Raw genomic sequence first — 25434 nt, forward strand, 5'->3', positions numbered from 1 at the left:
AAATGGCAGAGAAGTTAAAAATCACATTAGTAAAATCCCCTATCGGCGCTGTTCCGAAGCAGAGAGCGACAATCGAAGCACTTGGTTTAAAGAAGATGCACAAGACTGTCGAGATGCCGGATAATGGTGCAGTTAGAGGCATGATCCAGAATGTCAGACATCTGGTTAAAGTTGAAGAAATCTAATTGATATAAAGTAAGGAGGTGCAGTGATGAACTTATCTAATTTACATCCTGCTGAAGGATCTAAGCATAGTGATAGTTTCAGAAGAGGCCGTGGCCACGCTTCTGGAAATGGTAAGACAGCTGGTAAGGGACATAAGGGCCAGAAGGCACGTTCCGGCGCACCGAGACCTGGTTTCGAGGGCGGCCAGATGCCGTTATACAGACGTCTTCCGAAGAGAGGATTTACAAACATCAACTCCAAGGAGATCGTTGGAATTAATGTAAGCGTATTAGAGAGATTTGAGAATGACTCCGTAGTATCCGTTGAGACATTACTGGAGACAGGTGTGATCAAAAACCCGCAGGACGGCGTTAAGATTCTTGGTAACGGAGAGTTAACAAAGAAACTTGTCGTTAAAGCCAATGCTTTCAGTGAAGGCGCAAAAGCTAAAATTGAGGCAGTAGGTGGAACCTGCGAGGTGATCTAATATGTTAAAATCCTTACAGAAAGCATTTAAGGTGAAAGAAGTCCGCGACAGACTTCTTTACACCTTTATGATGCTTGTAGTCATCCGAATCGGCTGCTGTCTTCCGATACCGGGCGTTAATCCGAGCTATCTGCATGATTTCTTTTCAAATCTGCAGAACTCCGGAATGGGATTCTTTAATGCGATCACAGGAGGCTCTTTCTCCTCCATGTCTATCTTCGCATTGAGTATCACCCCGTATATCACATCTTCCATCATTATGCAGTTACTCACAATTGCAATTCCGAAGCTTGAGGAAATGCAGAAGGACGGTGAGGACGGAAGAAAGAAGATTGCAGAGTACACCAGATATCTTACCGTCGGCCTGGCTCTCTTTGAGTCCTGCGCAATGGCAGTCGGCCTTGGCGGAAAGGGACTTCTTCTCGAAGACCACCGTAACATCTGGGGATATCTTACGGTCGTAGCCGCTATGACCGCAGGTTCTGCTCTTCTGATGTGGATTGGCGAGAGGATTACAGACAATGGAGTAGGAAACGGTATTTCCATCGTACTTCTGATCAATATCGTATCTGGTACTCCGCAGGATATGATGACATTATATGAGCGCTTTATGGCAGGCAGATCAGTTGCAGTCGCAACTGTATCAGGCATCATCGTACTGGCAATTATCGTTGCGATCGTTGTCTTTGTCCTCGTTTTAAACGATGCAGAGCGCCGGATCCCGGTGCAGTACAGCAAGAAGATGCAGGGCCGCAGAATGATCGGCGGACAGTCTACCTACATTCCGTTGAAGGTAAACACCGCGAACGTTATTCCGGTCATCTTCGCTTCTTCCATCATGTCAATGCCGGTTATGATTGCTCAGTTCTTCCACGTTGATTATTCAACCATCGGTGGAAAGATCCTGTTAGCGTTGAGCTCATCCAACTGGTTTAAACCGGAAGCTCCGGCTTACTCCATTGGTATGCTCGTATATATCGTATTAGTCGTACTGTTCGCGTATTTCTATACGTCCATTACGTTTAACCCGCTGGAAGTTGCTAATAATATGAAGAAGTCCGGCGGCTTTATCCCGGGCATCCGCCCAGGTAAGCCAACCTCAGACTACCTCAACAATATCTTAAACTATATTGTATTTATCGGTGCCTGCGGATTGGTGATCGTGTGCATTATCCCGATCATCGCATCCGGTCTCTTTTCTGTCGGCAGTCTTTCCTTCGGCGGCACATCCCTGATCATTATTGCAGGTGTAATCCTCGAGACGATCAAGGCTGTGGAGTCTATGATGCTTGTAAGAAATTACAAGGGATTCTTAAATGATTGATCAAATAGAGAAATAGCAGCAGCTGCGTGCTGAAAATCGGAGCGGGCGGAAAGATGCTTTTCGCCCGCTTTTTCGGTTTTTTAGGACGAGTGGAGGAAATTACAATTATGAAAATCATTATGTTGGGCGCACCGGGAGCCGGAAAGGGCACCCAGGCACAGAGAATCGCGGAAAAGTACGGAATCCCGCACATTTCCACCGGAGACATCTTCCGGGCAAACATTAAGAACGGAACAGAGCTTGGCAAGAAGGCAAAAGCATTCATGGACCAGGGACTTCTTGTTCCGGACGAACTGACGGTTGATCTTGTTATGGACAGAATCAGCCAGCCGGACTGCGAAAAGGGTTACATTCTCGATGGTTTCCCGCGTACGATCCCGCAGGCAGAGGCTCTCACAGAGGCTCTTGCCAAAAAGGGAGAGGCGATCGATTTCGCGATCGATGTTGACGTACCGGACGAAAAGATCGTTACCCGTATGGCAGGCCGCCGTGCATGCGTAAAGTGCGGAATGACTTATCACATCGTATATGCTGCTCCGAAGAAGGAAGGCATCTGCGACAAGTGCGGCGCTGAACTCATTTTAAGAGATGATGATAAGCCGGAGACTGTTACAAAACGTCTTTCTGTTTATCATGAGCAGACGCGCCCGCTCATCAGCTTCTATGCGGATAAGCACGTCCTCTACACCGTAGACGGAACGCAGAATATGGAACAGGTATTTGAGGCTATCACAAAGATTTTAGGAGCTTAAAATAATGGCAGTAACAATTAAATCGCCGAGAGAGATCGAACTGATGCGAAAAGCCGGAGAAATTCTGGCGCAGGTGCACGAGGAGCTGCATGCAGCTGTTCACCCGGGAATGTCCACTCTGGACATCGATAAGCTGGGAGAGCGTCTGATCCGCAGCCATGGATGTATTCCTTCCTTTAAAAATTACAATGGATATCCTGCATCCATCTGCGTGTCCGTAAATGATGAGATCGTACATGGAATCCCGAATAAGCACCGTATTTTAAAGGATGGCGATATCGTCAGCCTTGATGCGGGGACGATCTATAAGGGATACCATTCCGACGCAGCCCGCACCTGGGCAGTAGGAAACGTCTCCCCGGAAGCACAGAAACTGATGGATGTCACAAAACAGTGCTTTTACGAAGGTATTAAATTTGCGAAAGCTGGCAATCATCTGAATGATATCTCCACGGCAATCCAGGCATACGCCGAAAAATTCGGCTATGGCGTTGTCCGCGAGCTGGTTGGACATGGAATTGGTACCCACCTTCATGAAGATCCGGAGGTCCCGAACTTTGCGACAAAGAGAAGGGGAATCCTTTTACAGCCGGGTATGACTCTGGCCATTGAACCGATGATCAATGCCGGCACACCGGATGTAATCTGGATGGACGATGACTGGACCGTTGTTACAGCAGATCATGCCCTGTCCGCTCACTATGAGAATACGATCCTCATCACTGAGGGCGAGCCGGAGATCCTTTCCCTGCGCCCGGGCCTTGAATAGGAGGTCCGGCATGGAAATGACCCCGGGATTCCTGGCAAGATCGATTGCCGGAAATGACAAGGATAAAATTTATGTCATATCGGAGGATCTTGGAACATACGTTTCTCTGCTTGCAGAAAACGGCCGGGTCCTCCGGAAAAATAAAAAGCATGTCCAGATCATTAAGAAACGAAACAGGAGGTAAATTTTATGTCTAAGGCTGACGTAATCGAAATCGAAGGCGTCGTTGTTGAGAAGCTGCCGAACGCTATGTTCCAGGTTGAACTTGAGAATGGTCACAAGGTATTAGCTACCATCAGTGGAAAACTGCGTATGAACTACATCCGTATTCTTCCGGGTGATAAGGTAACATTAGAGATGTCCCCTTACGATTTATCCAAGGGACGTATTATTTGGAGAGATAAATAGTATCCTTGACAAAGGGCTAAAAAAGTTGAAGAAAACCAATAAAAATGCTTGATTTTCCGCCAAGGAAGTGTTATAATGCTCAAGCGAACTTTGTTGGAACGCTTGTATTATGCCCATTTTCAGGTGCTTTTTATACAGGTATAGCAACCCGTAATGCCGTTCCCAGATGGCACGGAATCGGTGTGTTTCCGGCAGTAAAGGGAAGCGGACTACGAAGGAAAGGAGAATTACTGTGAAAGTAAGATCATCAGTAAAACCGATTTGCGAGAAGTGCAAGGTTATTAAGAGAAAAGGCAGTATCAGAATTATCTGTGAAAATCCTAAGCACAAACAGAGACAGGGCTGATGCCGCAATTTGCCTGTATTTTTTCGCGCGGCTTTGACATGAAACGCGAGAGTGCGTTGTTGTGTCGGCAATAACTATTTCTACAATATTTAAATGGAGGTACCACTCATGGCTCGTATTTCAGGTGTTGATTTACCAAGGGAAAAACGTGTCGAAATCGGCTTAACTTATATCTACGGTATCGGTAGAGCAAGTGCAGACCGTATTCTTGCTGCGGCTGGTGTAAATCCTGACACACGTGTAAAGGATTTAACCGATGACGAAGTAAAGAACATTGCAGCAGTAATCGCTGAGACTCAGACTGTTGAAGGTGACTTACGTCGTGAGATCGCTTTAAACATCAAGAGACTTCAGGAGATCGGATGCTACAGAGGTATTCGTCACAGAAAGAGTCTTCCTTGCCGTGGTCAGAAGACCAAGACAAACGCAAGAACATGCAAGGGTCCGAGAAAGACTGTTGCAAACAAGAAGAAATAATTATCAGTAACAAATGTTTTGAATCACGTTGCATGTTTTAAAGACAGGAAACAGGGTTCAGTAAATGAGAAAGTAGGTTAGTTTAAAATGGCTAAAAAAGTGTCCACTGCTAAAAAAGTGACAAAAAAGCGTGTAAAGAAAAACGTTGAACGCGGACAGGCGCACATCCAGTCATCTTTTAACAACACAATCGTGACATTAACAGATGCACAGGGTAATGCCTTATCTTGGGCAAGTGCAGGCGGTCTGGGATTTAGAGGTTCAAGGAAATCTACTCCATATGCAGCACAGATGGCTGCAGAAACTGCAACTAAGGCAGCTCTTGTACATGGTTTAAAATCCGTAGACGTTATGGTTAAAGGACCGGGATCTGGCCGTGAGGCTGCTATCCGTGCCCTTCAGGCATGTGGTCTTGAAGTAACAAGCATTAAGGACGTAACACCGGTTCCGCACAACGGATGCCGTCCGCCAAAGCGTAGAAGAGTCTAATTAGGAGGAAGTAAAATGGCAGTTGATAGAGTTCCTGTTCTTAAAAGATGCAGATCCCTTGACCTTGATCCCATTTATTTAGGAATAGATAAAAAATCCAACAGAGAATCTAAAAGAGCAAACAAGAAGATCAGTGAGTATGGTCTTCAGTTAAGAGAAAAACAGAAAGCTAAGTTCATCTATGGCGTTCTGGAGAAGCCGTTCCGTAACTACTACGATAAGGCTGAGCGTTTAAACGGACAGACAGGTGAAAACCTTATGATCCTTCTTGAGCGCAGACTTGACAACGTTATCTTCCGTCTTGGTTTCGCAAGAACAAGAAAGGAAGCTAGACAGATCGTTGACCACAAGCACGTTCTTGTAAACGGCAAGTGCGTAAACATCCCGTCTTACCTTGTAAAGGCTGGCGATGTTGTTGAGATCAGAGAAAAGAACAAAGGCGACAACCACTACAAGCTGGTTCTCGAGACCACAGCTGGCCGTCTTGTTCCGGCATGGTTAGAGTCTGACCATGAGAACTTAAAGGGCGAGATCAAAACTCTTCCGACAAGAGAAGAGATCGACGTTCCTGTAAACGAGATGCTCATCGTCGAGTTATACTCCAAATAATTCACCGGAGCGGTTTTTACAAAGTATCTGGCCATTTCCGGCCGGATGCTTTGTGTTCTAAAAGAACGCTTCGTGGCATTTGTCAAAGCATACCCAAAAGGAGGGGCTTTTTGTGTTCGATTTTGAGAAACCAAACATTGAGATTGCTGAGATTTCCGAAGATAAAAGATACGGAAAGTTTGTCGTAGAACCGCTTGAGAGGGGTTACGGCACAACTCTGGGAAATTCCCTGAGAAGAATCATGCTTTCTTCTTTACCGGGTTCTGCTGTCAGCCAGGTGAAAATTGATGGTGTACTTCATGAGTTCAGTTCCATCGCCGGCGTTAAGGAAGATGTGACTGAGATCATTATGAACATCAAGAGCTTAGCAATTAAGAACAACAGTGATACAAACGAGCCGAAGACTGCGTATATCGAGTTCGAGGGCGAGGGCGTGATTCACGCTTCTGATATTCAGACAGACGCGGACATCGAGATCCTTAACCCGGATCAGGTTATTGCAACCTTAAGCGGCGGTGCAGACAGCAAGTTCTATATGGAACTTACGATCACCAACGGCCGTGGCTACGTAAGCGCTGATAAGAACAAGAGCGACGATCTTCCGATCGGAGTTCTCGCTGTAGATTCCATTTACACACCGGTTGAGCGTGTCAACATGTCTGTTGAGAACACCCGTGTTGGTCAGCAGACAGACTACGATAAGCTCACACTTGAGATCTACACAAACGGAACACTGGATCCGGACGAGGCAGTCAGCCTTGCTGCTAAAGTTTTAAGCGAGCATCTGAATCTCTTCATCGACCTCTCTGAGAATGCAAAGACTGCAGAGGTTATGGTTGAAAAGGAGAACAACGAGAAAGAAAAAGTTCTTGAGATGAACATCGACGAGCTGGAGTTATCCGTTCGTTCCTACAACTGTCTCAAGAGAGCAGGTATCAATACCGTTGAAGAGCTTTGCAGCCGCACTTCTGAGGATATGATGAAGGTTAGAAACCTTGGTCGTAAGTCCCTCGAGGAAGTACTTGCAAAGTTAAAAGAACTGGGCTTACAGCTCAATTCCAGCGACGAACAGTAAATTTTTGGTTGTGATACATTCACCCGGAAGGTAAGTCCGAAGGGCGCAGAAGGGCGTAGAGCGACTCATTATGGAAAAAAAGGCGGCGGTCCAGTAAGTCCAAAGAAGCGTGGGCGGCTGTTCCACAAATGGAGGAAATTAAATCATGGCAGGTTATAGAAAACTCGGAAGAACTTCCAGTCAGAGAAAAGCATTACTTAGAATCCAGGCTACAAACCTTTTATATCATGGAAAGATCGTTACAACTGAGGCTAGAGCTAAAGAAGTAAGAAAGATCGTTGAGAGCCTGATCGCTCTTGCAGTAAAAGAGAAAGATAACTTCGAGACTGTTAAAGTTACAGCTAAGGTTGCCCGCAAGGACGCTGACGGCAAGAGAGTAAAAGAAGTTGTTGACGGTAAGAAAGTTACTGTATACGACGAAGTTGAGAAGGAAATCAAGAAGGACATGCCGTCCAGACTTCATGCAAGAAGACAGATGGTAAAAGCTCTTTATGACGTAACAGAGGTTCCGACAGCAGCAGCTGGTAAGAAGAAAAACACAAAGAAAGTTGATCTTACAAACAAGCTGTTCAACGAGATCGCTCCGAAGTACGCTTCCCGTAACGGTGGTTACACAAGAATCATCAAGATCGGTCAGCGTAAGGGCGACGGTGCTATGGCAGTTCTGATCGAGCTCGTTTAATTCTAATTTAATACGAAATCGCTGAAGACCGGTAGAATACGTGTGAGCGCGTTCTGCTGGTCTTCTTTTAGTGAGTGCAGAGGAAATACAAGCGGCTGTGAAGCAGAGATTTACTTTCCCTGCGCTACTAACGTGCAAACAGCCTGCGAAGCAGGCAATAGAGCGCGTAATCGCGAGTTTGCGAGTGAGCGGGTGGCCAGGTTGAGCGGACTCATAGTACGAAATAAGACCATAGACACTATCTGATAAATAATGTGTCTATGGTCTTTGTGACTTTCGTGTTTAGTTTATTCCGAGCTGTCGCTGGAACTGCTCAAAGAACTCGTTGAATGCCGCGGCGTTTGCCGGGTCTTTCATTAAGTTTGTGATGGTGAGTACATAGAAGAACTCGCCGATGCCGAGAAGAACGGCGATGACGCCAAGGATGATTCCGGCTACTGCAGTGCCTCTGAAGGGCTGGCCTTTTTTTGAAATAATGGCGAAGCAGACTGCGCCGACGCCGCAGATGATAGCGACCGGGAAGGCGAAGCAGCAGAGCGTTAAGAGGGCGAAGATTCCGCTGATCAGAGAGATCGTCGCGAAGGAGTTTTTCTCGCGTCTCGGGCGCTGCGGCTGGTTCTGCCAGCAGGGCGGCTGTCCGTTATTGTACTGATTCTGCCAATATGGTGGCTGACCGTTCTGATGCGGGAACTGCCCGCTGTTCTGCTGATTCTGCCAGTATGGATCCTGTCCAGGATTCTGAGGCGGGACTTGCTGACCGTTGTGCGGACTCTGCCAGTATGGATCCTGTCCGTTATTCTGTGGCGGGATCGGCTGTCCGTTCTGTGGATTATGCCAATACGGATCCTGTCCGTTATTCTGGGGTGGATTCTGCTGGTCCGGCTGTGCTGGATCTGGAGCCTGCGGAACGTTTCCGGCGCTGTGCGGATTCGGATCAGCAGCCTGTGTTTCCTGGTTTATATCTTTATATTCAGATGAATTCTGATCTTCGTAATCTGCCATGAAAATTCCTCCTGTTGTAATTCTGCGGCGCTGCCGCCAAAATGCTCATAGCACTGTTCCCTGATAAAAAAGGCTGGTCAGCTCCTCGATGTTTAAGAAAAATAATACGGAACAGTTATCGTATAGTTTAACATGAAATGCCGTCCATGTCCACATTTAAGTTGCATAAGAGCATGGATTGAATTATAATGGAGAATGACATCTCCGGCGGCTTTATGCTTTCCGGGGTAGAACTAGAAGGAGAAAGAACATGGACATTTTAGGCGTACTGACTGCGGAATTGGGAGTGAAAATGAGCCAGGTCGAGGCGGCTGTGAAGCTCATTGACGAGGGAAACACGATTCCGTTTATTGCCAGATACCGGAAGGAAGTAACCGGTTCCTTAAACGATGAGGTATTAAGAAACCTGGATGAACGATTAAAATATCTGAGAGGTCTTGAAGACCGCAAGACTCAGATTCTCGCATCAATCGAGGATCAGGGAAAACTGACGGCTGATTTAAAGAAGAAGATCGAGGAAGCCGAGACTATGGTGGCGGTGGAGGACTTATACCTGCCGTTCCGCCCGAAGAGAAAGACAAGAGCCAGCATGGCGAAGGAGAGAGGCTTGGAGCCGCTGGCCGATACGATCCTGCTGCAGGTGACAAAAGAACCGATTGAGACACTGGCTGCCCAGTATGTCTCCGAGGAAAAAGGCGTTGCAGACGCGAAAGCGGCCATTGACGGCGCAAAGGATATCCTTGCGGAGCGCATCTCCGAGGTGGCAAAATACCGTGCATACATCCGCAATGTGACAAAAGAGGAAGGTTCTATCGTCTCCGCGGCGAAGGACGAGAAGACAGAGTCCGTTTACGAGATGTACTATCATCACGAGGAGCTTGTAAGAAAGTGCGCTGGACACAGGATTCTCGCCTTAAACCGCGGTGAGAAGGAAAAGATCCTGACTGTAAAGATCGCGGCTCCGGAGGAGAAGATCTTACGCTACTTAAATAAGATGGTCATCACCAGAGAGAACCCGGTGACAACTCCGGTCTTACAGGAAGTGATCGCGGACAGCTACAACCGTCTCATTGCCCCGGCAATTGAGCGTGAGGTGAGAAATCTCATGACCGAGAAGGCGGAGGACGGTGCCATCAAGATCTTCGGAAAGAACTTAGAGCAGCTTCTCATGCAGCCTCCGATCGCAGGCCGCGTGGTATTGGGATGGGATCCGGCGTTCCGTACCGGCTGTAAGTTAGCAGTCGTTGACGCCACAGGAAAAGTCCTGGATACCGTGGTCATCTACCCGACCGCACCGCAGAACAAGGTGGAGGACGCGAAGAAGACCTTAAAGAAGCTCATCGAGAAATACAAGATCTCCCTGATCTCCGTCGGAAATGGAACGGCTTCCAGAGAGTCCGAGCAGATCATCGCGGAGTTTATCAAGGAGATCCCGGAACACGTCCAGTACGTGATCGTAAATGAGGCGGGAGCTTCCGTATATTCTGCCAGCAAGCTTGCCACAGAGGAATTCCCGAAATTCGACGTGGGACAGAGAAGTGCCGTCTCCATCGCACGCCGTCTCCAGGACCCGCTTGCGGAGCTTGTAAAGATCGATCCGAAGTCCATCGGTGTCGGCCAGTATCAGCATGATATGAACCAGAAACATCTGAGCGAGGCTCTTGGAAACGTTGTTGAAGACTGCGTAAATAAGGTGGGTGTCGACTTAAATACGGCGTCCGCATCTCTTTTAGAGTATATTTCCGGTATCTCCAAGGTGATTGCGAAGAACATCGTCGCATACCGTGAGGAGAACGGCGCGTTTACGAACCGCCGCCAGCTCTTAAAGGTCGCAAAGCTTGGCCCGAAGGCATTTGAGCAGTGTGCCGGATTTATGAGAATCGCAGGCGGGGATAATCCGCTTGACGGAACCTCCGTACATCCGGAGTCTTATAAGGCAGCGCTGGAGTTATTAAAGCGTGCAAAGATTGAACCGGAGGAGATCGCGAAGGGCGGCGCGGCCGGAATCAGCAAAAAGATCACAGATTACAAGAAACTTTCCGAGGAGCTTGAAGTCGGTGAGGAGACCTTAAAGGATATCGTAAAAGAGCTGGAAAAACCGGCGAGGGATCCGCGTGAGGAGATGCAGAAACCGATCTTAAGGACCGATGTCCTTGATATGAAGGACTTAAAGCCGGGAATGATCTTAAAGGGAACCGTCAGAAATGTCATCGATTTTGGCGCTTTCGTAGATATCGGTGTCCATCAGGACGGTCTGGTGCATATTTCCCAGATGTCCAGGAAGTATATCAAGCATCCGCTTGAGGCTGTCAGCGTTGGGGATATCGTTGAGGTGAAGGTTCTCGGAGTGGATATGGCGAAGAAGAGGATTTCCTTATCTATGATATTGGACGAGGAATAAATTTTAAACTATCGATACGAAGGAACGTTTAGTTGACGGAAAAGTCATAAAATCCCTGTGGCAGGAAGAAGCTGATTTCAGCGTAGGAATGCCAGAGATATAAGGCTTTTAAGGAGACGAACCAGATAAAAAAGGAATACACGGGCCAGACGGTGAATATTCCGGCGAGCCGAAGAAATGGAGGAGTCAGTCATGAAGTATAATTTTGATGAAGTGATCGACCGTAAGGGAACCCATGCAGTGAAGGTTGAGCGCCTGCCGAAGGGAGCGGACAAGGATTCGATCTCCCTCTGGATCGCGGATATGGACTTTGCCTGCGCAGAACCGATCTTAAAGGCTCTCCATGAGCGGATCGACCGGAAGATCTTCGGCTATACCATGTACGAGGCAGACGAGTGCATGGACGCGGTGACGGGCTGGATGAAAAAGCGCTACGGCTGGGAGGAGAGCAGGGAGAATCTGTTCTTCTGTCCGGGCGTTGTGGCGGCTTATGCAGCGCTCATCAACCTCCTCACGGAGCGGGGGGACGGGATCGTTCTCCAGCGCCCGATCTACTATCCATTTACGAATAAGGCCAACAGCAACGGCCGCATTCCGGTGGACAACGCCCTGATCTATGAGAACGGTGCTTACCGGATCGACTTTGAAGATCTCGATCGAAAGATGGCGGACCCGGCAAACAAGGTTCTCGTGGTGTGCAGCCCGCATAACCCGACAGGCCGTGTCTGGACGGAGGACGAGCTTAAAAAGACGGTTGAGATCTGTAAAAAGTACGACAAATGGATCATCTGCGATGAGATCCACTGCGACCTGATCCGCCGTGGTGTGACCTTCACACCGATCATGAATGTAGCTCCGGAGTATGCGGACCGGATCGTTGTCTGCACTGCGCCGAGCAAGACCTTCAACCTTGCCGGAATGAAGACCTCCAACATCGTGATCCACAATAAGGAACTTCAGAAAAAGTGGAAAGACTATGTGAATGGCAGCCTGTCCATGGATGGCGCTTCCGCTCTGGGTATGACGGCGATGATCGCGGCCTACACAGAGGGGGAAGAGTGGCTGGAGCAGCTGAAGGACTATCTGGATGGAAACTTCGCGTATATCGACGAATATTTAAAGAAATACCTTCCGAAGGCCCATCTCGTCAAGGCGGAGGGAACCTACCTCGCGTGGCTTGATCTCAACGGATACGTTGACCGGGATGAGAAAAAACTGGAAGAACTGATGCAGAAGAAAGCAAAGGTCGCTCTGGATGAGGGATATATCTTCGGTGAGGAGGGACGCGGATTTGAGCGTATCAACGTCGCTTCCCCGCGCAGCGTCATCGAGGAGTGTATGAACCGGATCCGGACGGCATTTGAAGAGGAAAAACTGGTATGAAAATTCAGGTAAAAATGACAGCGAGAGATATCTTTGATTTCTCCATGTACAGTGCGTATTCGGGATTTGCCGGGATCTTTACATTCGTGTTCCTGATCCTGGTCATCGGGATCCTCGGATACGCATGGAGCTCAGTGGCAGTGATGCAGAGAGTCATGCTTTTGGGCTGTATCATCCTTTTTGTGTTTGTCCAGCCGATCATGATCTGGATGAAGGCAAAAGCACATGCGAAAACGACCGGATACTCAACGCCGATCAATCTTGACGTTTCGGATGAGCAGATCGGGGTCGAACAGGCCGGCGTGACCGGAGAATTGAAATGGGATCAGATCTGGAAAGTCGTTCGGATCCCGAACATGTATATCATCAAGGTCGGACCGACAAACGGATATCTTGTGCCATTCCGGTCCATTGAAGGGAGAAAACAGGAGTTTGTCGATTTCTGCAAGCGGAATCTTCCGCCGAAGAAGACGAAAGGATTAAAGGCATGATAAAGGAAACAAACGCACCGGAGGAGACCTTCGCCTTTGGAAAAATGCTTGGGGAACAGGCAAAGCCGGGCGAAGTGATCTGCCTGAACGGCGATCTCGGCGTCGGAAAAACAGTTTTTACGAAGGGCTTTGCTGAGGGACTCGGGATCACGGAGCCGGTAAACAGCCCTACCTTCACGATCGTCCAGCAGTATGACAGCGGAAGAATGCCGTTGTACCATTTTGATGTGTACCGGATCGGTGACATCAGCGAGATGGATGAAGTCGGATATGAAGACTGCTTTTACGGGGAAGGCGTGACTCTTATTGAGTGGTCCAACATGATCGAGGAGATCCTGCCGGAGCATGTGAAGACTGTCACCATCGAGAAGAACCTGGAAAAGGGCTTCGATTACAGAAAGATCACGGTGGAGGAAAAATAGATGCGGATTTTAGGAATTGAAAGTTCCTCACTGGTGGCATCGGCGGCTATCTATGAGGACGGGATCACGATGGCGGAGTATACGGTGGATTTCAAGATGACCCATTCGCAGACCCTGCTGCCGATGATCGATGAGATGGTAAAACTTGTAGGGATTGATCTGAATACGATCGATGCGATCGCAGTATCCGGCGGTCCGGGATCCTTTACGGGTCTCAGAATCGGATCTGCGACGGCGAAGGGACTTGGATTGGCATTAAATAAGCCGCTGATCCATGTTCCGACACTTGACGCGACAGCATACAACTTGTTCGGCGCTTCCGGCCTGATCTGCCCGATCATGGACGCCAGAAGAAACCAGGTCTACACGGGAATCTACTGCTTTGAGAGAGAGTTTGAGACTGTGATGGATCAGGATGCCATGGACATGGGAGAATTGATCGGGAAGTTAAATGGAATGGGAGAGCGCGTGATCTTCTTAGGTGACGGTGTGCCGGTCTACGAGAAGCAGATCGCGGAGAAAATGACCGTGCCCTACGATCTTGCCCCGGCCCATGTAAACCGCCAGAGAGCCGCTTCTGTGGCCGCTCTGGGCGCTGTCTACTTCGCGGAAGGAAAGACAGAGACCGCCATGGAGCATAAGCCGGACTATCTGAGAAAGTCCCAGGCGGAGCGGGAGCGCGAGGAGAGAGAGGCAAAGAACGTCTGATATTTTGCAAAAATAATAAAAATCATATACAGAGAAATCAATAAATAAAAAGTGGGATTGCTGTCCGGCGAGCAAAGCGTCGGTGAAGTAGTCCCACTTTTTAACTGTCATGGAATTCTGAAAATTTCCCCAGCAAGGAATGGGGGATATAGGGGAATATGATGTCATTCGTTATTTGAATTTTCAAGAAAGTCCACCGCCCTCGATCTTGCCGAGATAGTCATTTTTCGCTTTTACGAATTTCAGAACGTCCACAGCTATTCCTCCAGATCAAATACAAAATCACAGCATTTACCGTCCTGCATCAGAGTTCTTGTTCTTGTCATTTTGATCTTGGAATTCATGCCTTTGTAAAACGGTTCATCGCGTCCGCAGGATAAGACAGCTCCGAGATCCTTCATCCCGATACGTTCATACATGGCAACATACTGACATTCCAGAACGTCTTCACAAAGATGTTTTTTTCCGTCTCCGCTCCATGCAAGGTTTAAGGCACCGTTCGATGACCAGGGTTCCATCTGCATACGGATTGCCTGCAGGTCATTTCTTCCGAAGAGCTCCGCATATTCCTGACCTTCTTTAAAGGCGATGTCGAAGATGACTTTTTTTACGATCTCATATGTTTTTTCATGGCCGAGTTCCTTTTCAAACGCGTCGATAAATGGCTTGACCATAAGTGCTTCAATTTCTCTTCTCAAAATAATTGGTACATCGTAAATTGTCTTCATGTGGTTTCCTCCTTCATGTGTACTAAGTCCCGGCTGCTACAGACCGGTAAGAAAATTGATTTTTTGATTCTTTTTTATAAAAAAGCAGCAGTCCGACCACGGATTGGCTGAACTGCTGCGTCTTTCAGAAGTTATTTCTGTTCGCCCTCGTTTTTCTTTCTCTCTGCAAGTCCATTCAGGTAATAGAGAGTTGCCCAGCATGCATCGTGTGCGGCGGTCTGGTAGCTCAGAGTATCTGGATAGATCTCCACGAAATCCATGCCCTTTGCACCTGCGAGTCCGGCCTCGTGAAGCATCATGCACAATTCATAAGATGTTAATCCGCACATGTCCTGCGGTCCCTGCGGCATGCTTGCTGCGTCAAGACAGTCAGCGCAAACAGTGATATACATCAGATCAGTATCTTTTGATGCAATCTCGATTGCTTTACGGATGGACTCTTTCCAGCCATTCTCTTTAATTTCTCTTGCAAGAATGACAGTTGCACCGTATTTCTTTGCGTTTGCGAATTCTTCCTTATGGTTACGCGGACCACGGATACCGATATGGACAATCTTTGTGGAGTCCATGTTTGGATCGTTGTAAAGCTGATAGAAAGGAGAGCATCTGGAGTATTCATCGTCGCCGAAGATGGAGTAGTTGTCGAGATGAGCGTCAATGTGGAGAACACCTACGCGTTTCGGATGACGCTTTGCAATCTCACTGATGATCGGATAAGCGATTCCATGGTCACCACCGAATGTGATCGGGAGTGCGTGGGCATCTTCAATCTGGCCGATCCTCTCTCTGATCGCTTCAAAGGTGAGCGGATAGTCGCCGTTTCTGCATGCGACATCGCCGAAATCACCGACTTTTAAGTAATCGAATGCATCAAGGTCAAAGTCCGGAAGATAGCCGGTATAGCGGATCGATACAGAACGGATTGCTTTCGGTCCTTCTGTGCAGGAAGAGTATCCGCCGATCGTGCATCCGCCTTCCCACGGAACACCGGTGACAACGGCATCCATGGAGGAAAGTTCACTTTCATTTTCGAGAACTGGCAGATTCAGCCAAGACGGAACTCCGCTGTAAATGTTGTTTGGTAAAAATGCCGGATCATAAATTGTTGGTTTGCTGTTTTTCATAATGTCATTTCCTTTCTTTACTCAATTGCCCCATTGTCGAAGGCAATTTTTTACTTATGGTTATGAAGCAGTCAACAGTTACATGAAAACTGTATATGTCGCATTAAAAGACTTAATTTTATGCTTCTTTTGCATCGGCGGAATCAAGGATGTGAAGATTCAAATGTTCAGAGAGATATTCCAGTGTATATCCGCCGCCGATGCTGTTGCCTTTTTCGTCAAGTGCCGGTCCATAGATTCCAATTCCCATACGGCCTCCCACACAGGACAGGATTCCGCCGCCGACACCGCTTTTGGATGGGATTCCCACACGAACGGCAAATTCCCCGGAACGGTCGTACATGCCGCAGGTCAGCATAAGGGTTTTTAATGTTCGGACGATTTTTTTGTCGAGGAGGCGTTTTCCGGTAGTGGTGGAAATACCTCCGTTTGCAAGAAGAAGACCTAATTCTGATAATGATCTGGCATTTACACTTAAGGAACAGAGCTTAAAGTAGAGATCCAGAGTCTGGAGAACATCCCCCTTTAACACGCCCTTGCTCTTTAACAGATATCCGATCGCCCGATTCCTGTCGCCGGTCGCTTTTTCGGAGCGGTAGACGGATTCATCCAGAACGATTTCATTGTCATTACATAAGGTGCGGATAAATTCCAGCATCTGCTCGAAAGAGAAGCGCCCGGACAGAAGGCTTACAACCTCAATGGCCCCAGCGTTGATCATTGGATTGAACGGGCGGTTGCTCGCTGTGTCAAGCTTTAAAATTGAATTGAACGCATCCCCGGATGGTTCCATCATCACATTCCTAAAGACCTTTTCTTCACCGATATATTGCAGTGCTGCTGCGAGGGAAACGATTTTACAGATACTCTGTATAGTAAAACGGTGTTCGGAATCGCCAAATTCGATATGACGGCCATCTTCTGTTTTAATACATAGTCCAAAATGTACTGGATTTGCTTTCCCAAGCTCAGGGATATAATCTGCGACTTTTCCCTGCAGCAGGAATTTTCGCCCATACTCCCAGGCATCTTTCGCAACTTCCTCCAGCATATATTCACCTCTTCTCATGTGCATGTATGTGTTAATGCTTTAACCGGCAAAAACACCGATAAAACTTGAAATACCAAGGACCAGTGAGATTGCAAAGATCATCAGGCCAATAATGTTCTGGAGCATGGAGTTCTTATATTCACCCATAATTCTCTGACGGCTTGCAAGGTAAAGAGTAACACCTACAACGACCGGAAGTGCGATTCCGTTTACAGCCTGAGCAGTCATGATAAGTGCTAACGGGTTGGTACCAATTGCGGAAATAATAATTCCGACGATCAGAATGATTGCGCTTGTTCCTAAGAAACGTTTATCGGAGCCGTCTGTCTTCCAGTCAAAAAGTCCGGCTAATACGTAAGAGACACTGATCGGAGAGCAGAGAGCACTGGAAATACCTGCGGAGAGAAGTCCTAATGCCATGAAAGGCTGAGCGAAACGTCCGAGTGTACCTTCAAGCTGTACAGCCATATCCATTGCGTTGTTAACGCTCATGCCGCGCATAACCACTGCGGATGTGATCATAATGGAACCTGTGATAACACCGCCGATGATCATCGGTACGGTTGTGCCAAACATACAGAGCGGAAGTTCTTCCTTTGTATGCCATGTTCTCTGGGCGCTTGCAGCATGCAGGAACATGTTGTATGGAACAACGGTCGTTCCAATGAGGGAAAGACATGTCATCAGTCCGCCCTTCGGGACTGTTGGGATGCATCCGCGGAGCAGTTCGCCGAAATCGGGACGAACAATGAGCATTGTCATAAGAAAGACGATTGCCATTAAGGTGACACATACACTTAAAAGCTTTTCCAGATATTTAACGGCATCACCGACAAAGAGGAGAACGATCAGAACGATAACTCCTAAGATCGGAGCCATGATTCTTGTCGGAACACCGGTCAGTGCGCTGGCTCCCATTGCCGTTCCGGTAAGGTCGCCGCCCATATATGCGAGTCCGCCGATGGTGATCGCGATGATGACAAGACCACATAAAATGTTTCGAAGAAGCGGACGGTCAGCAAAGTCATGTTTCATGTTTTCTGCGAGACCTTCCTGCGTGATGATACCGATCCTTGCCGCCATACCTTGCATGACGATAACTGCGATAACGGAAAAGACAACACACCAGAAAAGTGTGAAACCGTAAGTTGCACCTGCCAGTGTACAGCTTGTTACGGTTCCGGGACCGATGAATGATCCCACGATCACGAAGCCGGGTCCAAGGGAAGCAAGTTTTTCTTTCATAGTAAATTTGCGAGTGACATTATTGGAATTCACCATGCTTTTTTCTCCTTTTTTAGTTGATCGATATGAATGTTCTAGTTATTCGGCCGAAATAATTGAACTTTTGTAACTGTGTTGACAATATAGCATAGGAATGATAAAATGACAATAATTGTCAACTTGCTTTTGATAATATCAAACTCTATTTGACAGGAGGAGGTATTTTGCCATTGGATGAATCGAAAAATGTTACGGAAAAGAATACAAAGGCTACGGAACGTCAGATCCAATCGGTTCAGCGTGCGATCAACATACTGAACTGCTTTACGATGACAAATTCTGCCCTGACGCTGGGACAGATCAGCAATCAGCTCAATTTGAACAAAGGCACAGTCCATGGAATTCTGAGTACGCTTTACCAGAATGGATATATCAGCCAGAATGGAAATGGGCAGTACATGCTGGGGGCGGCGCTGTTTAACAAAGCCTGTCTTGCTGCCGGGACGCGCCAGAGCATGTGCATTGACCGGGGTCATGACAGACTGCTGGCGTTAAGTAATCAGTTCCAGTTAAACGGAACCATGTTTGCAATGGACGAAAAGCAATTGAGAGTGATTGACACAACTGAACCGACAAACTGTCCTTTTATTGTCCAGCGTGTGTCACCACAGATATCTCTGTATGATTCTGCAAGCGGAAAGATTCTGTTGGCATATTTATCGGAAAAAGAAAGAGCGGAATATCTGGAAAGAATGCCGATGACACCGTTCCAGAAGTCTTTCGAGGATAAGCAGAAGAATTTTGACGTGGAGTTATACCGGATCCGTAAAAATGGGTATTCTGAAGAATACGACGCTCTTTTTACCGGAGTATCAGCGCTGTCAGTGCCGATCTTTAACCGATATCATAATGAATTGTTTGGAAGTGTGAGCCTGACGGGAATGAGTCCGATGATAAAGAAGAGAAGACAGGAGATTATTGCTGCGCTTCAGGCGCATGCGCGTTATCTGCAGGATTGTCTGCGTTTTTAAAGCAGAAATGGATGGTGGCTGGATCAGATCCAGCCACCATCCATTTTTATGATCTGACCGGTCAGGTAATCCGGTGCTTCTACGAGTTTCATGACGAGGTCTGCGACTTCCTCCGGCTTTCCCATGCGGCCGGCGGGAATCTCGTCTAAGAGCATCTCATGCTCCTCATCAGATAAAAATCCGTTCATCTCCGTATCAATGGCCCCGCAGGCGATAGCGTTCACCTGAATGCCGGAGGGGGCGAGTTCCTTGGCGAGGGCCATGGTGAGACCGTTGACGCCGCCTTTTGTGGCAGAGTAGGCCGCTTCGCAGGAGGCACCGCAGACGCCCCAGACGGAGGAGATATTGATGATCTTTCCGCTATGGTTGTGGATCATCCCGGGGATCGCAAGTTTGGCGCAGTGGAAGACGGAGGAGAGATTCGCGGAGACGATCCGGTTCCAGTCCTCACAGCTTAAGTCCTGTAAGAGGCCGATGATGGAGATCCCGGCGTTGTTTACGAGGACATCCACATGACCGAAGCGGGATTCGATCTCTTTAAATAGACGTTTACAGTCATCTGGATCTCCGACGTCCGCCTGTACCGCAAGACACTCCGCACCCAAGACCTCCACTTCTTTTTTTACTTCTTCCATCCGTTCTGTGCTTCGGGCACAGTTGATCACGACATGGTATCCGCAGGAAGCAAATTTTAAAGCCACGGCCCGCCCGATCCCGCGGGAGGAGCCGGTGACGAGAACTGTTTTTTTCATAATGAACTCCTATTTGCGTATAAAACTTTGTTGCTTTGTAACTGTTCAGTAGGTCTGCGCACTTGCTGCGCTGACCGTAAGAAAACATAGGCTGGAAGGCAAAAATCCCATCAGCGAAGCTGATCTGGAATGGATTTTTGCACGTAACTATGAAGGTACTGAATAGTTACGTTGCTTTTTGATGAGATCACAGCTGCCGGAAATGATCGGACTATAAGAATTCCGAGGATTGATGAAAACGGCAGATATGCATATTTTAAGGGAATAACACCGGAATTACAATAGGATTCCGGAAAAATCCACTGCAGTCCGGGCAGCGCATGGACTTTGGCTCGTTGTTCGCGTAAATAAGAGAGCCATGATCGCATCAGGATCAATGCAGTCATGGCTTTCGGCTTCGATATGGTTATTTCTGCAGTCTTGCCTCATTTAAGCTCATTCCGCCGCGGATATTGGCCTCAATGACGAGAAGGTCACCGTACTCCGCCTGGCTGTCGATAATGGAAGCCTGTTTTGTCAGAGATTTCCCGTCGAAAGCGGTTTTTCTGCGCATCTGGCGGAGTGTCTTCGCGAAGCCTGCGGTACGCGGCTGGTAAACATCTAACGGGTGGAGTCCAAGGACGACTCCGGAGCGGAGACCGAGGTTATCCATTGCGTCGGAGATGTTTGAGGTTGGGAAGTTCTTGTAGCTTTCGATCCAGTAGGTTCTTTCTTCTTTGTTGAAAATCATAATGTGTACCGCAGCCTGATATATATGTGCAGCTGCGATTCTCTTTTCAAAAAAATTGCAGGAAACGAATGGGGCTCTTCCCATGCAGCTATCATTTGATTTGCTGACAGTATCTTAATTATAACAGAAAGACATCAATAGTTTTATAAATTCAGGACAATTCACTATGCCAAAATATTATGAAGGTCAATTCCTGAAATTTATCGGTAACGCCCTTAAGAAAAATGCGGTCATACTCACTTGCATGTCTGCGTTTTCTCACATCATATTAATGGTAAATTTTGCCACAGGAATGCCACTTAAATTCCGGGAAAATTGATTGTATAATAGATATGTATGGTGCTATACTATAGAAGCCGCATTGTGTGCTGACTGACCGCGTGGTGCGGACAGAAGACGATAGGAAACAGGTGTAAATACTGAGATTGGAGGCATCATGGAACAGATCTATGACTTGATCATTATCGGTTCCGGTCCGGCGGGACTCGGGGCTGCGATCTACGCAAAACGTGCGGAGTTAAAGACCCTCGTGATTGAAAGAGAGATGATGAGCGGCGGACAGGTGCTTACAACATATGAGGTAGACAACTATGCGGGACTTCCGGGGATCGGCGGCTTCGATCTGGGAATGAAATTCCGGGAGCATGCCGATAAGCTGGGCGTGGAGTTTGCGAAGGATACGGTCTTAAAAATTGAGACCGCGGACCTTGCGGATGAGAACGAAGTCTTAGAGGCGGCAGAAGCGGGAGCGGGACACCCGCCTGTGATCCGTCAGGTAGTGGGAAAAAAGGAGACGAGACTCGCGAAAGCGGTCATTATCGCTTCCGGTGCCCACCACAGAAAGCTTGGCATCCCGGGGGAGGCAGAGCTTACGGGAAAAGGCGTTTCCTACTGTGCGACCTGCGACGGCGCGTTCTTCCGGAAAAAGATAACGGCGGTGGTCGGAGGCGGGGATGTTGCTCTTGAGGATGCGATCTTTCTCGCAAGACTCTGCGAGAGGGTCTATGTGATCCACAGGAGAGACGAATTCCGTGGTGCAAAAAGTCTGCAGAAGCGGCTTATGGAGCTTCCAAACGTGGAAATTCTCTGGGACACGGTGCCGGAGGAGATCTGCGGAGCGGAGAAGGTGGAGACACTGAAGCTATTCAATAAAAAGACCGGGGAAAAGAGTGACCTGGCTGTGGACGGTGTGTTCGTCGCGGTGGGAATCACCCCGAACAGTGAAGAATTTAAGGGATCCGTAGATATGGATCCGGCAGGATATATTGAGGCCGGGGAGGACGGAAAGACGAATGTTCCGGGAATCTTCGCGGCAGGAGACGTCCGTACAAAGGCGCTCCGCCAGGTCGTTACGGCAGTGGCAGACGGGGCAAATTGCGTTGCGTCTGTAGAACAGTACCTGTATGGTATAGAGTAGGAATTTTCTGAACTGAAAATTCCGTATGATACGGCAGCGGCAGCAGATAGACAGGAGAAAAAACGATCTATGAACAGAGCAGGAAGAATTATCGCGGTCTGCGGTCTGAGCGTGGCGCTCATGATGCCGCAGATCGCTTATGCGGCGGAAACCCTTTCGGTGCAGGTGAGTGAGAGAACGGGACTTACCACCGTCGGAAATAAACAGTCGGCTTATGACAACGTGGCAATCTCCCGCGTCAGCAACTATGTAAATATCCGTTCCGAGGCGAATACCTCCAGCAGTATCGTCGGCAAGATCTACAACAACTGCGCAGCAACGATCTTAGCTACAGTGGACGGAGAAGGCGGAACCTGGTATCAGATCAAGTCCGGTAACGTGACCGGTTACATAAAATCCGCATACTTTATTACCGGCGCTGATGCGGAGAGGATCGCGAAAGATATAGGTACGGTTTATGTGACGGTAAGCGCTGACAGCTTAAGACTCCGCGAACAGCCGAGCACCGACAGTGCGGTACTCACCACACTTTCCAAGGACGCTGAATACCTGGAAGTGAAGGAAGAGGGAGACTTCATCGAGATCCAGGTCGATGAATCCCTGAGCGGATATGTACATAAAGATTATGTCACCCAGCGCGTGGAGTTCAAGCAGGCCGTGAGCGTCGAGGAAGAGCGCCAGAAAGCGGAAGAGGACGCAAGGATCAGGAAAGAGGCGGAGGACGCTATCGCGAAGGTCGAAGCGTTAAAGAAAGAAGCAGGACAGGAGACTGCGTCCGCCAATAAGGACACCCCGTCCTCCACGATCGGAATGATTGCCCAGAATCCGAACGCGGATAACGGAACGACGAAAGAACAGAATAGTCAGGGCAGCCAGAGCACCCAGACCGGCACAAGCCAGAATACCGGAAATCAGGATACCGGCAGTACCGCAGGCCCCGGCGGAAGCGGAACTTCCACCGGCAGCAGCACAGGAACCTCCGGCTCATATCAGAGTACCCAGAACGGTCCGGGAAGCGCAGTCTACAATTCCGCAGTCCGCACCGCGATCGTTGCATATGCGAAACAGTTCCTTGGCAATCCGTATGTATACGGTGGGACAAGCTTAACGAACGGAGCTGACTGCTCCGGATTTACGATGCGTATCTTTGAGCATTTCGGTGTGACGACCGGACGTACCTCAAGAGACCAGGCGGCAAACGGCAAGGAAATCTCCCTCGACCAGATCCAGCCGGGCGACCTGTTATTCTACGCAAGCGGAAAGACGATCAACCACGTTGCCCTCTACATCGGCGACGGAAAGATCATCCACGCCAGCACATCAAAGACCGGCATTATTATTTCTACGGCGTACTACCGTACTCCGGCGAAAGCGGTTACCTTCTTAGATTAAGAGCTGCAGGAATTTATTATGCAGCAATCTGTTCCAGCAGCAGATGTCCATTGATCTTCAGGATAACTGGGCAAAAGATAAAAGAAAAGATCATAAAGAAAAAATAAGGAGCTGTGGAAAAACAGCTCCTTATTGTGTATAATAAGAAATAGTGCAGTGTGTAAAAATCCCGACAATGAAGTCTGTTGATAAGTTAGAATAGCTTAAAATAAGACTTTGCAGGGTGTTTCGATGATGAAAAATTGGTCATTTACGACAGATTTACGACAAAAGTATAAAAAAGGATATTGAAAAACCTGGGAAGCGCTTGGTTAAGGTATGATTACCACCCCCTGTATATTATATATATTATTGTATTAGAAGAGAAGATGCAGAAAAGATGATAAAGAATAAATAAACTGATTAAGGATAGAATTGATGAGAAGCATTGTAAACATAGAACTCTAAGAGGTAATTGCTATGAAAGAAAACATGCTGTTTTCTGGCGAATCAAAGAATATCGAGTATAAGGTGACGGTACCTGATAAGAGCGAAAAATATATGAAAACAGTGGTGGCTTTTGCCAATGGTAAAGGTGGCAAGATTGTTTTCGGAGTAGACGATAAGACATTAGAAATTGTGGGAATGAATACGGAAAATATTTATAAAACCATGGATGCCATTACCAACGCAATTTCTGATGCGTGTGAACCAGCCATCAGACCGGATGTGGCTTTACAGACAGTTAAAGATAAAACGGTGATTGTTGTAGAAATTTTACCAGGTGCACAGCGTCCATATTATATAAAATCACAGGGGATGATTGATGGTACTTATGTAAGAGTATCTGGCACAACCAGACATGTGGAAGGGTATATGCTAAAGGAACTGATTTTAGAAGGGCAGAATCGCCACTTTGATAGTGAAATATGCCAGAACATGACGGTTTCAGATAGTGACATCAATGAACTTTGCAAAAGTATGAAAGAAACTGCTCTTGCCAACACATGGCAGGATAGTGAGAAGGCGAAGATAAAAGAGGTAACCAAGAACACATTGATTTCCTGGGGTGTACTGAAGGAGTCTGAAGGTGGTATATATCCCACAAATGCATATGCTCTTTTAACTGGAAGAATGCCACAGCAGCCTACTATCCAGTGTGGTGTGTTTAAAGGAACAAACCGTGCGTATTTTGTTGACAGGAGAGAATTTGAGGGTCCCATTCAGGAACAGATGGAAGCTGCATATCGGTATGTCCTTGAAAAAATCAATATGGGAATGACGATAAAGGGTATGTACAGACAGGATGTGTATGAATTGCCAACAGACAGCATTCGCGAGATTATTGCAAATGCTGTAGCACATCGTAGCTATCTCGAACAGGGGAGTATTCAGGTGGCATTGTTTGATGATAGACTGGAAGTAACTTCGCCTGGGATGCTCCTAAATAATGTCACCATTTCTAAAATGATGGTGGGGTATTCAAAACCGAGAAATCCTGCAATTGCAAGAGCCTTTGCCTATATGAAAATTATTGAGAAATGGGGAACCGGAATACCGAGATTGTTTGAGGCCTGTGCGGAATATGGTTTGCCTGAACCAGAACTGATTGATTTTGATGGGGATTTTAGGGTAAACATGTATCGGAAAAGAGATACGGACATAAAGACTAACACAAAAAAAGTCACTAACACTAACATAAAAACTGACACAGAAAAAGTCACTAACACTAACACAAAAACCAATACTAACATTAAAAAACAAAAAGCTAATGCGGAAACCGCAACCAGGATTCTGGAAATCATGCGAGAACAGCCAACGATTACTGTGAAGAAAATCGCAGATCAGATGCGATTATCAGTGGCCGGAGTCAGGTATCATATCAATAAAATGAAGAAAGATGGTTTGGTGGAACATGTAGGTCCTTCCAAAAAGGGTACATGGTTGCTACACGATGAATCATAGTATGTTTATTGTTGTAACGAAAAATTCAAAATTCACAGGATCAATCGAACT

General features: G+C 47.5%; 29 protein-coding genes. 22 read left to right on the forward strand and 7 right to left on the reverse strand.

Annotation, left to right across the window (positions count from 1 at the left end):
- The first annotated feature begins 2 nt into the window (after window positions 1-2).
- From rpmD to GPK83_RS10700, 13 genes are all read left to right on the forward strand, one after another.
- Complete coding sequence (rpmD, locus tag GPK83_RS10640) at window positions 3-185, forward strand: 50S ribosomal protein L30 (protein ID WP_015553830.1); 183 nt, start codon at window positions 3-5, stop codon at window positions 183-185.
- A gap of 26 nt (window positions 186-211) precedes the next feature.
- A complete protein-coding gene (gene rplO, locus GPK83_RS10645; protein WP_015553829.1) occupies window positions 212-652 on the forward strand; it encodes a 50S ribosomal protein L15 in 441 nt (146 codons plus the stop codon).
- 1 nt (window position 653) lies between these two features.
- On the forward strand, window positions 654-1976 hold the full coding sequence (gene secY, locus GPK83_RS10650) for a preprotein translocase subunit SecY (RefSeq protein ID WP_015553828.1): 1323 nt from the start codon (window positions 654-656) through the stop codon (window positions 1974-1976).
- Window positions 1977-2083: 107 nt separating this feature from the next.
- Window positions 2084-2728 (forward strand): adenylate kinase, encoded by a 645-nt coding sequence (locus GPK83_RS10655; protein ID WP_117470223.1) that lies wholly within the window; start codon window positions 2084-2086, stop codon window positions 2726-2728.
- A 4-nt stretch (window positions 2729-2732) separates the two neighbouring features.
- Window positions 2733-3497 carry a type I methionyl aminopeptidase gene (map, locus tag GPK83_RS10660; protein ID WP_015553827.1) on the forward strand — a complete coding sequence of 255 codons (765 nt, stop codon included), beginning with the start codon at window positions 2733-2735 and terminating at the stop codon, window positions 3495-3497.
- Window positions 3498-3507: 10 nt separating this feature from the next.
- Window positions 3508-3681, forward strand: coding sequence for a hypothetical protein (locus GPK83_RS10665; protein WP_015553826.1), 174 nt, complete (start codon window positions 3508-3510; stop codon window positions 3679-3681).
- Window positions 3682-3686: 5 nt separating this feature from the next.
- A complete protein-coding gene (gene infA, locus GPK83_RS10670; protein WP_015553825.1) occupies window positions 3687-3905 on the forward strand; it encodes a translation initiation factor IF-1 in 219 nt (72 codons plus the stop codon).
- Window positions 3906-4137: 232 nt separating this feature from the next.
- Entirely contained in the window at window positions 4138-4251 is a 114-nt protein-coding gene (gene rpmJ / locus GPK83_RS10675; protein ID WP_003022746.1) for a 50S ribosomal protein L36, read from the forward strand.
- A gap of 108 nt (window positions 4252-4359) precedes the next feature.
- The gene (gene rpsM, locus GPK83_RS10680; protein WP_015553824.1) at window positions 4360-4728 is read left to right on the forward strand and encodes a 30S ribosomal protein S13; all 369 of its coding nucleotides are present in this window, start codon (window positions 4360-4362) and stop codon (window positions 4726-4728) included.
- Window positions 4729-4815: 87 nt separating this feature from the next.
- Entirely contained in the window at window positions 4816-5217 is a 402-nt protein-coding gene (gene rpsK, locus GPK83_RS10685) for a 30S ribosomal protein S11 (protein ID WP_015553823.1), read from the forward strand.
- A gap of 15 nt (window positions 5218-5232) precedes the next feature.
- Window positions 5233-5826, forward strand: coding sequence for a 30S ribosomal protein S4 (gene rpsD, locus GPK83_RS10690; RefSeq protein WP_015553822.1), 594 nt, complete (start codon window positions 5233-5235; stop codon window positions 5824-5826).
- Between the two features lie 112 nt (window positions 5827-5938).
- Window positions 5939-6901 carry a DNA-directed RNA polymerase subunit alpha gene (locus GPK83_RS10695; RefSeq protein ID WP_117470158.1) on the forward strand — a complete coding sequence of 321 codons (963 nt, stop codon included), beginning with the start codon at window positions 5939-5941 and terminating at the stop codon, window positions 6899-6901.
- Between the two features lie 145 nt (window positions 6902-7046).
- Window positions 7047-7583 carry a L17 family ribosomal protein gene (locus tag GPK83_RS10700; protein WP_015553821.1) on the forward strand — a complete coding sequence of 179 codons (537 nt, stop codon included), beginning with the start codon at window positions 7047-7049 and terminating at the stop codon, window positions 7581-7583.
- Window positions 7584-7865: 282 nt separating this feature from the next.
- On the opposite strand, the gene GPK83_RS10705 is transcribed toward GPK83_RS10700, so the two are convergent.
- Complete coding sequence (locus GPK83_RS10705) at window positions 7866-8585, reverse strand: DUF4190 domain-containing protein (protein WP_215704745.1); 720 nt, start codon at window positions 8583-8585, stop codon at window positions 7866-7868.
- A gap of 250 nt (window positions 8586-8835) precedes the next feature.
- Between GPK83_RS10705 and GPK83_RS10710 the strand changes: the two genes are divergently transcribed.
- From GPK83_RS10710 to tsaB, 5 genes are all read left to right on the forward strand, one after another.
- Window positions 8836-10986 carry a Tex family protein gene (locus GPK83_RS10710; protein WP_015553819.1) on the forward strand — a complete coding sequence of 717 codons (2151 nt, stop codon included), beginning with the start codon at window positions 8836-8838 and terminating at the stop codon, window positions 10984-10986.
- Window positions 10987-11178: 192 nt separating this feature from the next.
- Complete coding sequence (locus tag GPK83_RS10715) at window positions 11179-12369, forward strand: MalY/PatB family protein (protein WP_215704746.1); 1191 nt, start codon at window positions 11179-11181, stop codon at window positions 12367-12369.
- The gene (locus GPK83_RS10720) at window positions 12366-12860 is read left to right on the forward strand and encodes a YcxB family protein (protein ID WP_021905509.1); all 495 of its coding nucleotides are present in this window, start codon (window positions 12366-12368) and stop codon (window positions 12858-12860) included. Before GPK83_RS10715 ends, GPK83_RS10720 begins: the two co-directional genes overlap by 4 nt.
- Entirely contained in the window at window positions 12857-13282 is a 426-nt protein-coding gene (tsaE, locus tag GPK83_RS10725) for a tRNA (adenosine(37)-N6)-threonylcarbamoyltransferase complex ATPase subunit type 1 TsaE (RefSeq protein ID WP_015553816.1), read from the forward strand. The genes GPK83_RS10720 and tsaE overlap by 4 nt, the downstream gene beginning before the upstream one ends.
- The gene (tsaB, locus tag GPK83_RS10730; RefSeq protein ID WP_215704747.1) at window positions 13283-13990 is read left to right on the forward strand and encodes a tRNA (adenosine(37)-N6)-threonylcarbamoyltransferase complex dimerization subunit type 1 TsaB; all 708 of its coding nucleotides are present in this window, start codon (window positions 13283-13285) and stop codon (window positions 13988-13990) included.
- Window positions 13991-14247: 257 nt separating this feature from the next.
- Here tsaB and GPK83_RS10735 read toward each other — a convergent pair whose 3' ends face one another.
- The 4 genes from GPK83_RS10735 to GPK83_RS10750 form a co-directional block, all read right to left on the reverse strand.
- Window positions 14248-14718 carry an L-2-amino-thiazoline-4-carboxylic acid hydrolase gene (locus GPK83_RS10735; protein ID WP_117470163.1) on the reverse strand — a complete coding sequence of 157 codons (471 nt, stop codon included), beginning with the start codon at window positions 14716-14718 and terminating at the stop codon, window positions 14248-14250.
- A 131-nt stretch (window positions 14719-14849) separates the two neighbouring features.
- A complete protein-coding gene (locus tag GPK83_RS10740) occupies window positions 14850-15842 on the reverse strand; it encodes an agmatinase family protein (RefSeq protein ID WP_215704748.1) in 993 nt (330 codons plus the stop codon).
- 118 nt (window positions 15843-15960) lie between these two features.
- Window positions 15961-16893 (reverse strand): glutaminase A, encoded by a 933-nt coding sequence (gene glsA / locus GPK83_RS10745; RefSeq protein WP_215704791.1) that lies wholly within the window; start codon window positions 16891-16893, stop codon window positions 15961-15963.
- A gap of 39 nt (window positions 16894-16932) precedes the next feature.
- Complete coding sequence (locus tag GPK83_RS10750) at window positions 16933-18174, reverse strand: Nramp family divalent metal transporter (RefSeq protein ID WP_215704749.1); 1242 nt, start codon at window positions 18172-18174, stop codon at window positions 16933-16935.
- Between the two features lie 173 nt (window positions 18175-18347).
- Here GPK83_RS10750 and GPK83_RS10755 point away from each other — a divergent pair, with 173 nt between their 5' ends.
- Window positions 18348-19148, forward strand: coding sequence for an IclR family transcriptional regulator (locus GPK83_RS10755; RefSeq protein WP_215704750.1), 801 nt, complete (start codon window positions 18348-18350; stop codon window positions 19146-19148).
- 23 nt (window positions 19149-19171) lie between these two features.
- On the opposite strand, the gene GPK83_RS10760 is transcribed toward GPK83_RS10755, so the two are convergent.
- Together GPK83_RS10760 and GPK83_RS10765 are read right to left on the reverse strand one after the other, a co-directional pair.
- A complete protein-coding gene (locus GPK83_RS10760; RefSeq protein ID WP_215704792.1) occupies window positions 19172-19903 on the reverse strand; it encodes an SDR family oxidoreductase in 732 nt (243 codons plus the stop codon).
- A 403-nt stretch (window positions 19904-20306) separates the two neighbouring features.
- Window positions 20307-20630, reverse strand: coding sequence for a hypothetical protein (locus GPK83_RS10765; RefSeq protein WP_147324201.1), 324 nt, complete (start codon window positions 20628-20630; stop codon window positions 20307-20309).
- A gap of 436 nt (window positions 20631-21066) precedes the next feature.
- Here GPK83_RS10765 and trxB point away from each other — a divergent pair, with 436 nt between their 5' ends.
- The 3 genes from trxB to GPK83_RS10780 all read left to right on the forward strand — a co-directional run bounded on the left by trxB (window position 21067) and on the right by GPK83_RS10780 (window position 25383).
- Entirely contained in the window at window positions 21067-22047 is a 981-nt protein-coding gene (gene trxB, locus GPK83_RS10770) for a thioredoxin-disulfide reductase (protein WP_215704751.1), read from the forward strand.
- Between the two features lie 69 nt (window positions 22048-22116).
- On the forward strand, window positions 22117-23439 hold the full coding sequence (locus tag GPK83_RS10775; RefSeq protein WP_215704752.1) for a C40 family peptidase: 1323 nt from the start codon (window positions 22117-22119) through the stop codon (window positions 23437-23439).
- A gap of 459 nt (window positions 23440-23898) precedes the next feature.
- Window positions 23899-25383, forward strand: coding sequence for an RNA-binding domain-containing protein (locus GPK83_RS10780; protein ID WP_215704753.1), 1485 nt, complete (start codon window positions 23899-23901; stop codon window positions 25381-25383).
- The last annotated feature ends 51 nt before the right edge of the window (window positions 25384-25434 follow it).

Origin of the sequence: Clostridium sp. MCC328 (genome assembly GCF_018785465.1) — a bacterium.
In the GTDB taxonomy this organism is placed as follows: domain Bacteria; phylum Bacillota; class Clostridia; order Lachnospirales; family Lachnospiraceae; genus Pilosibacter; species Pilosibacter fragilis.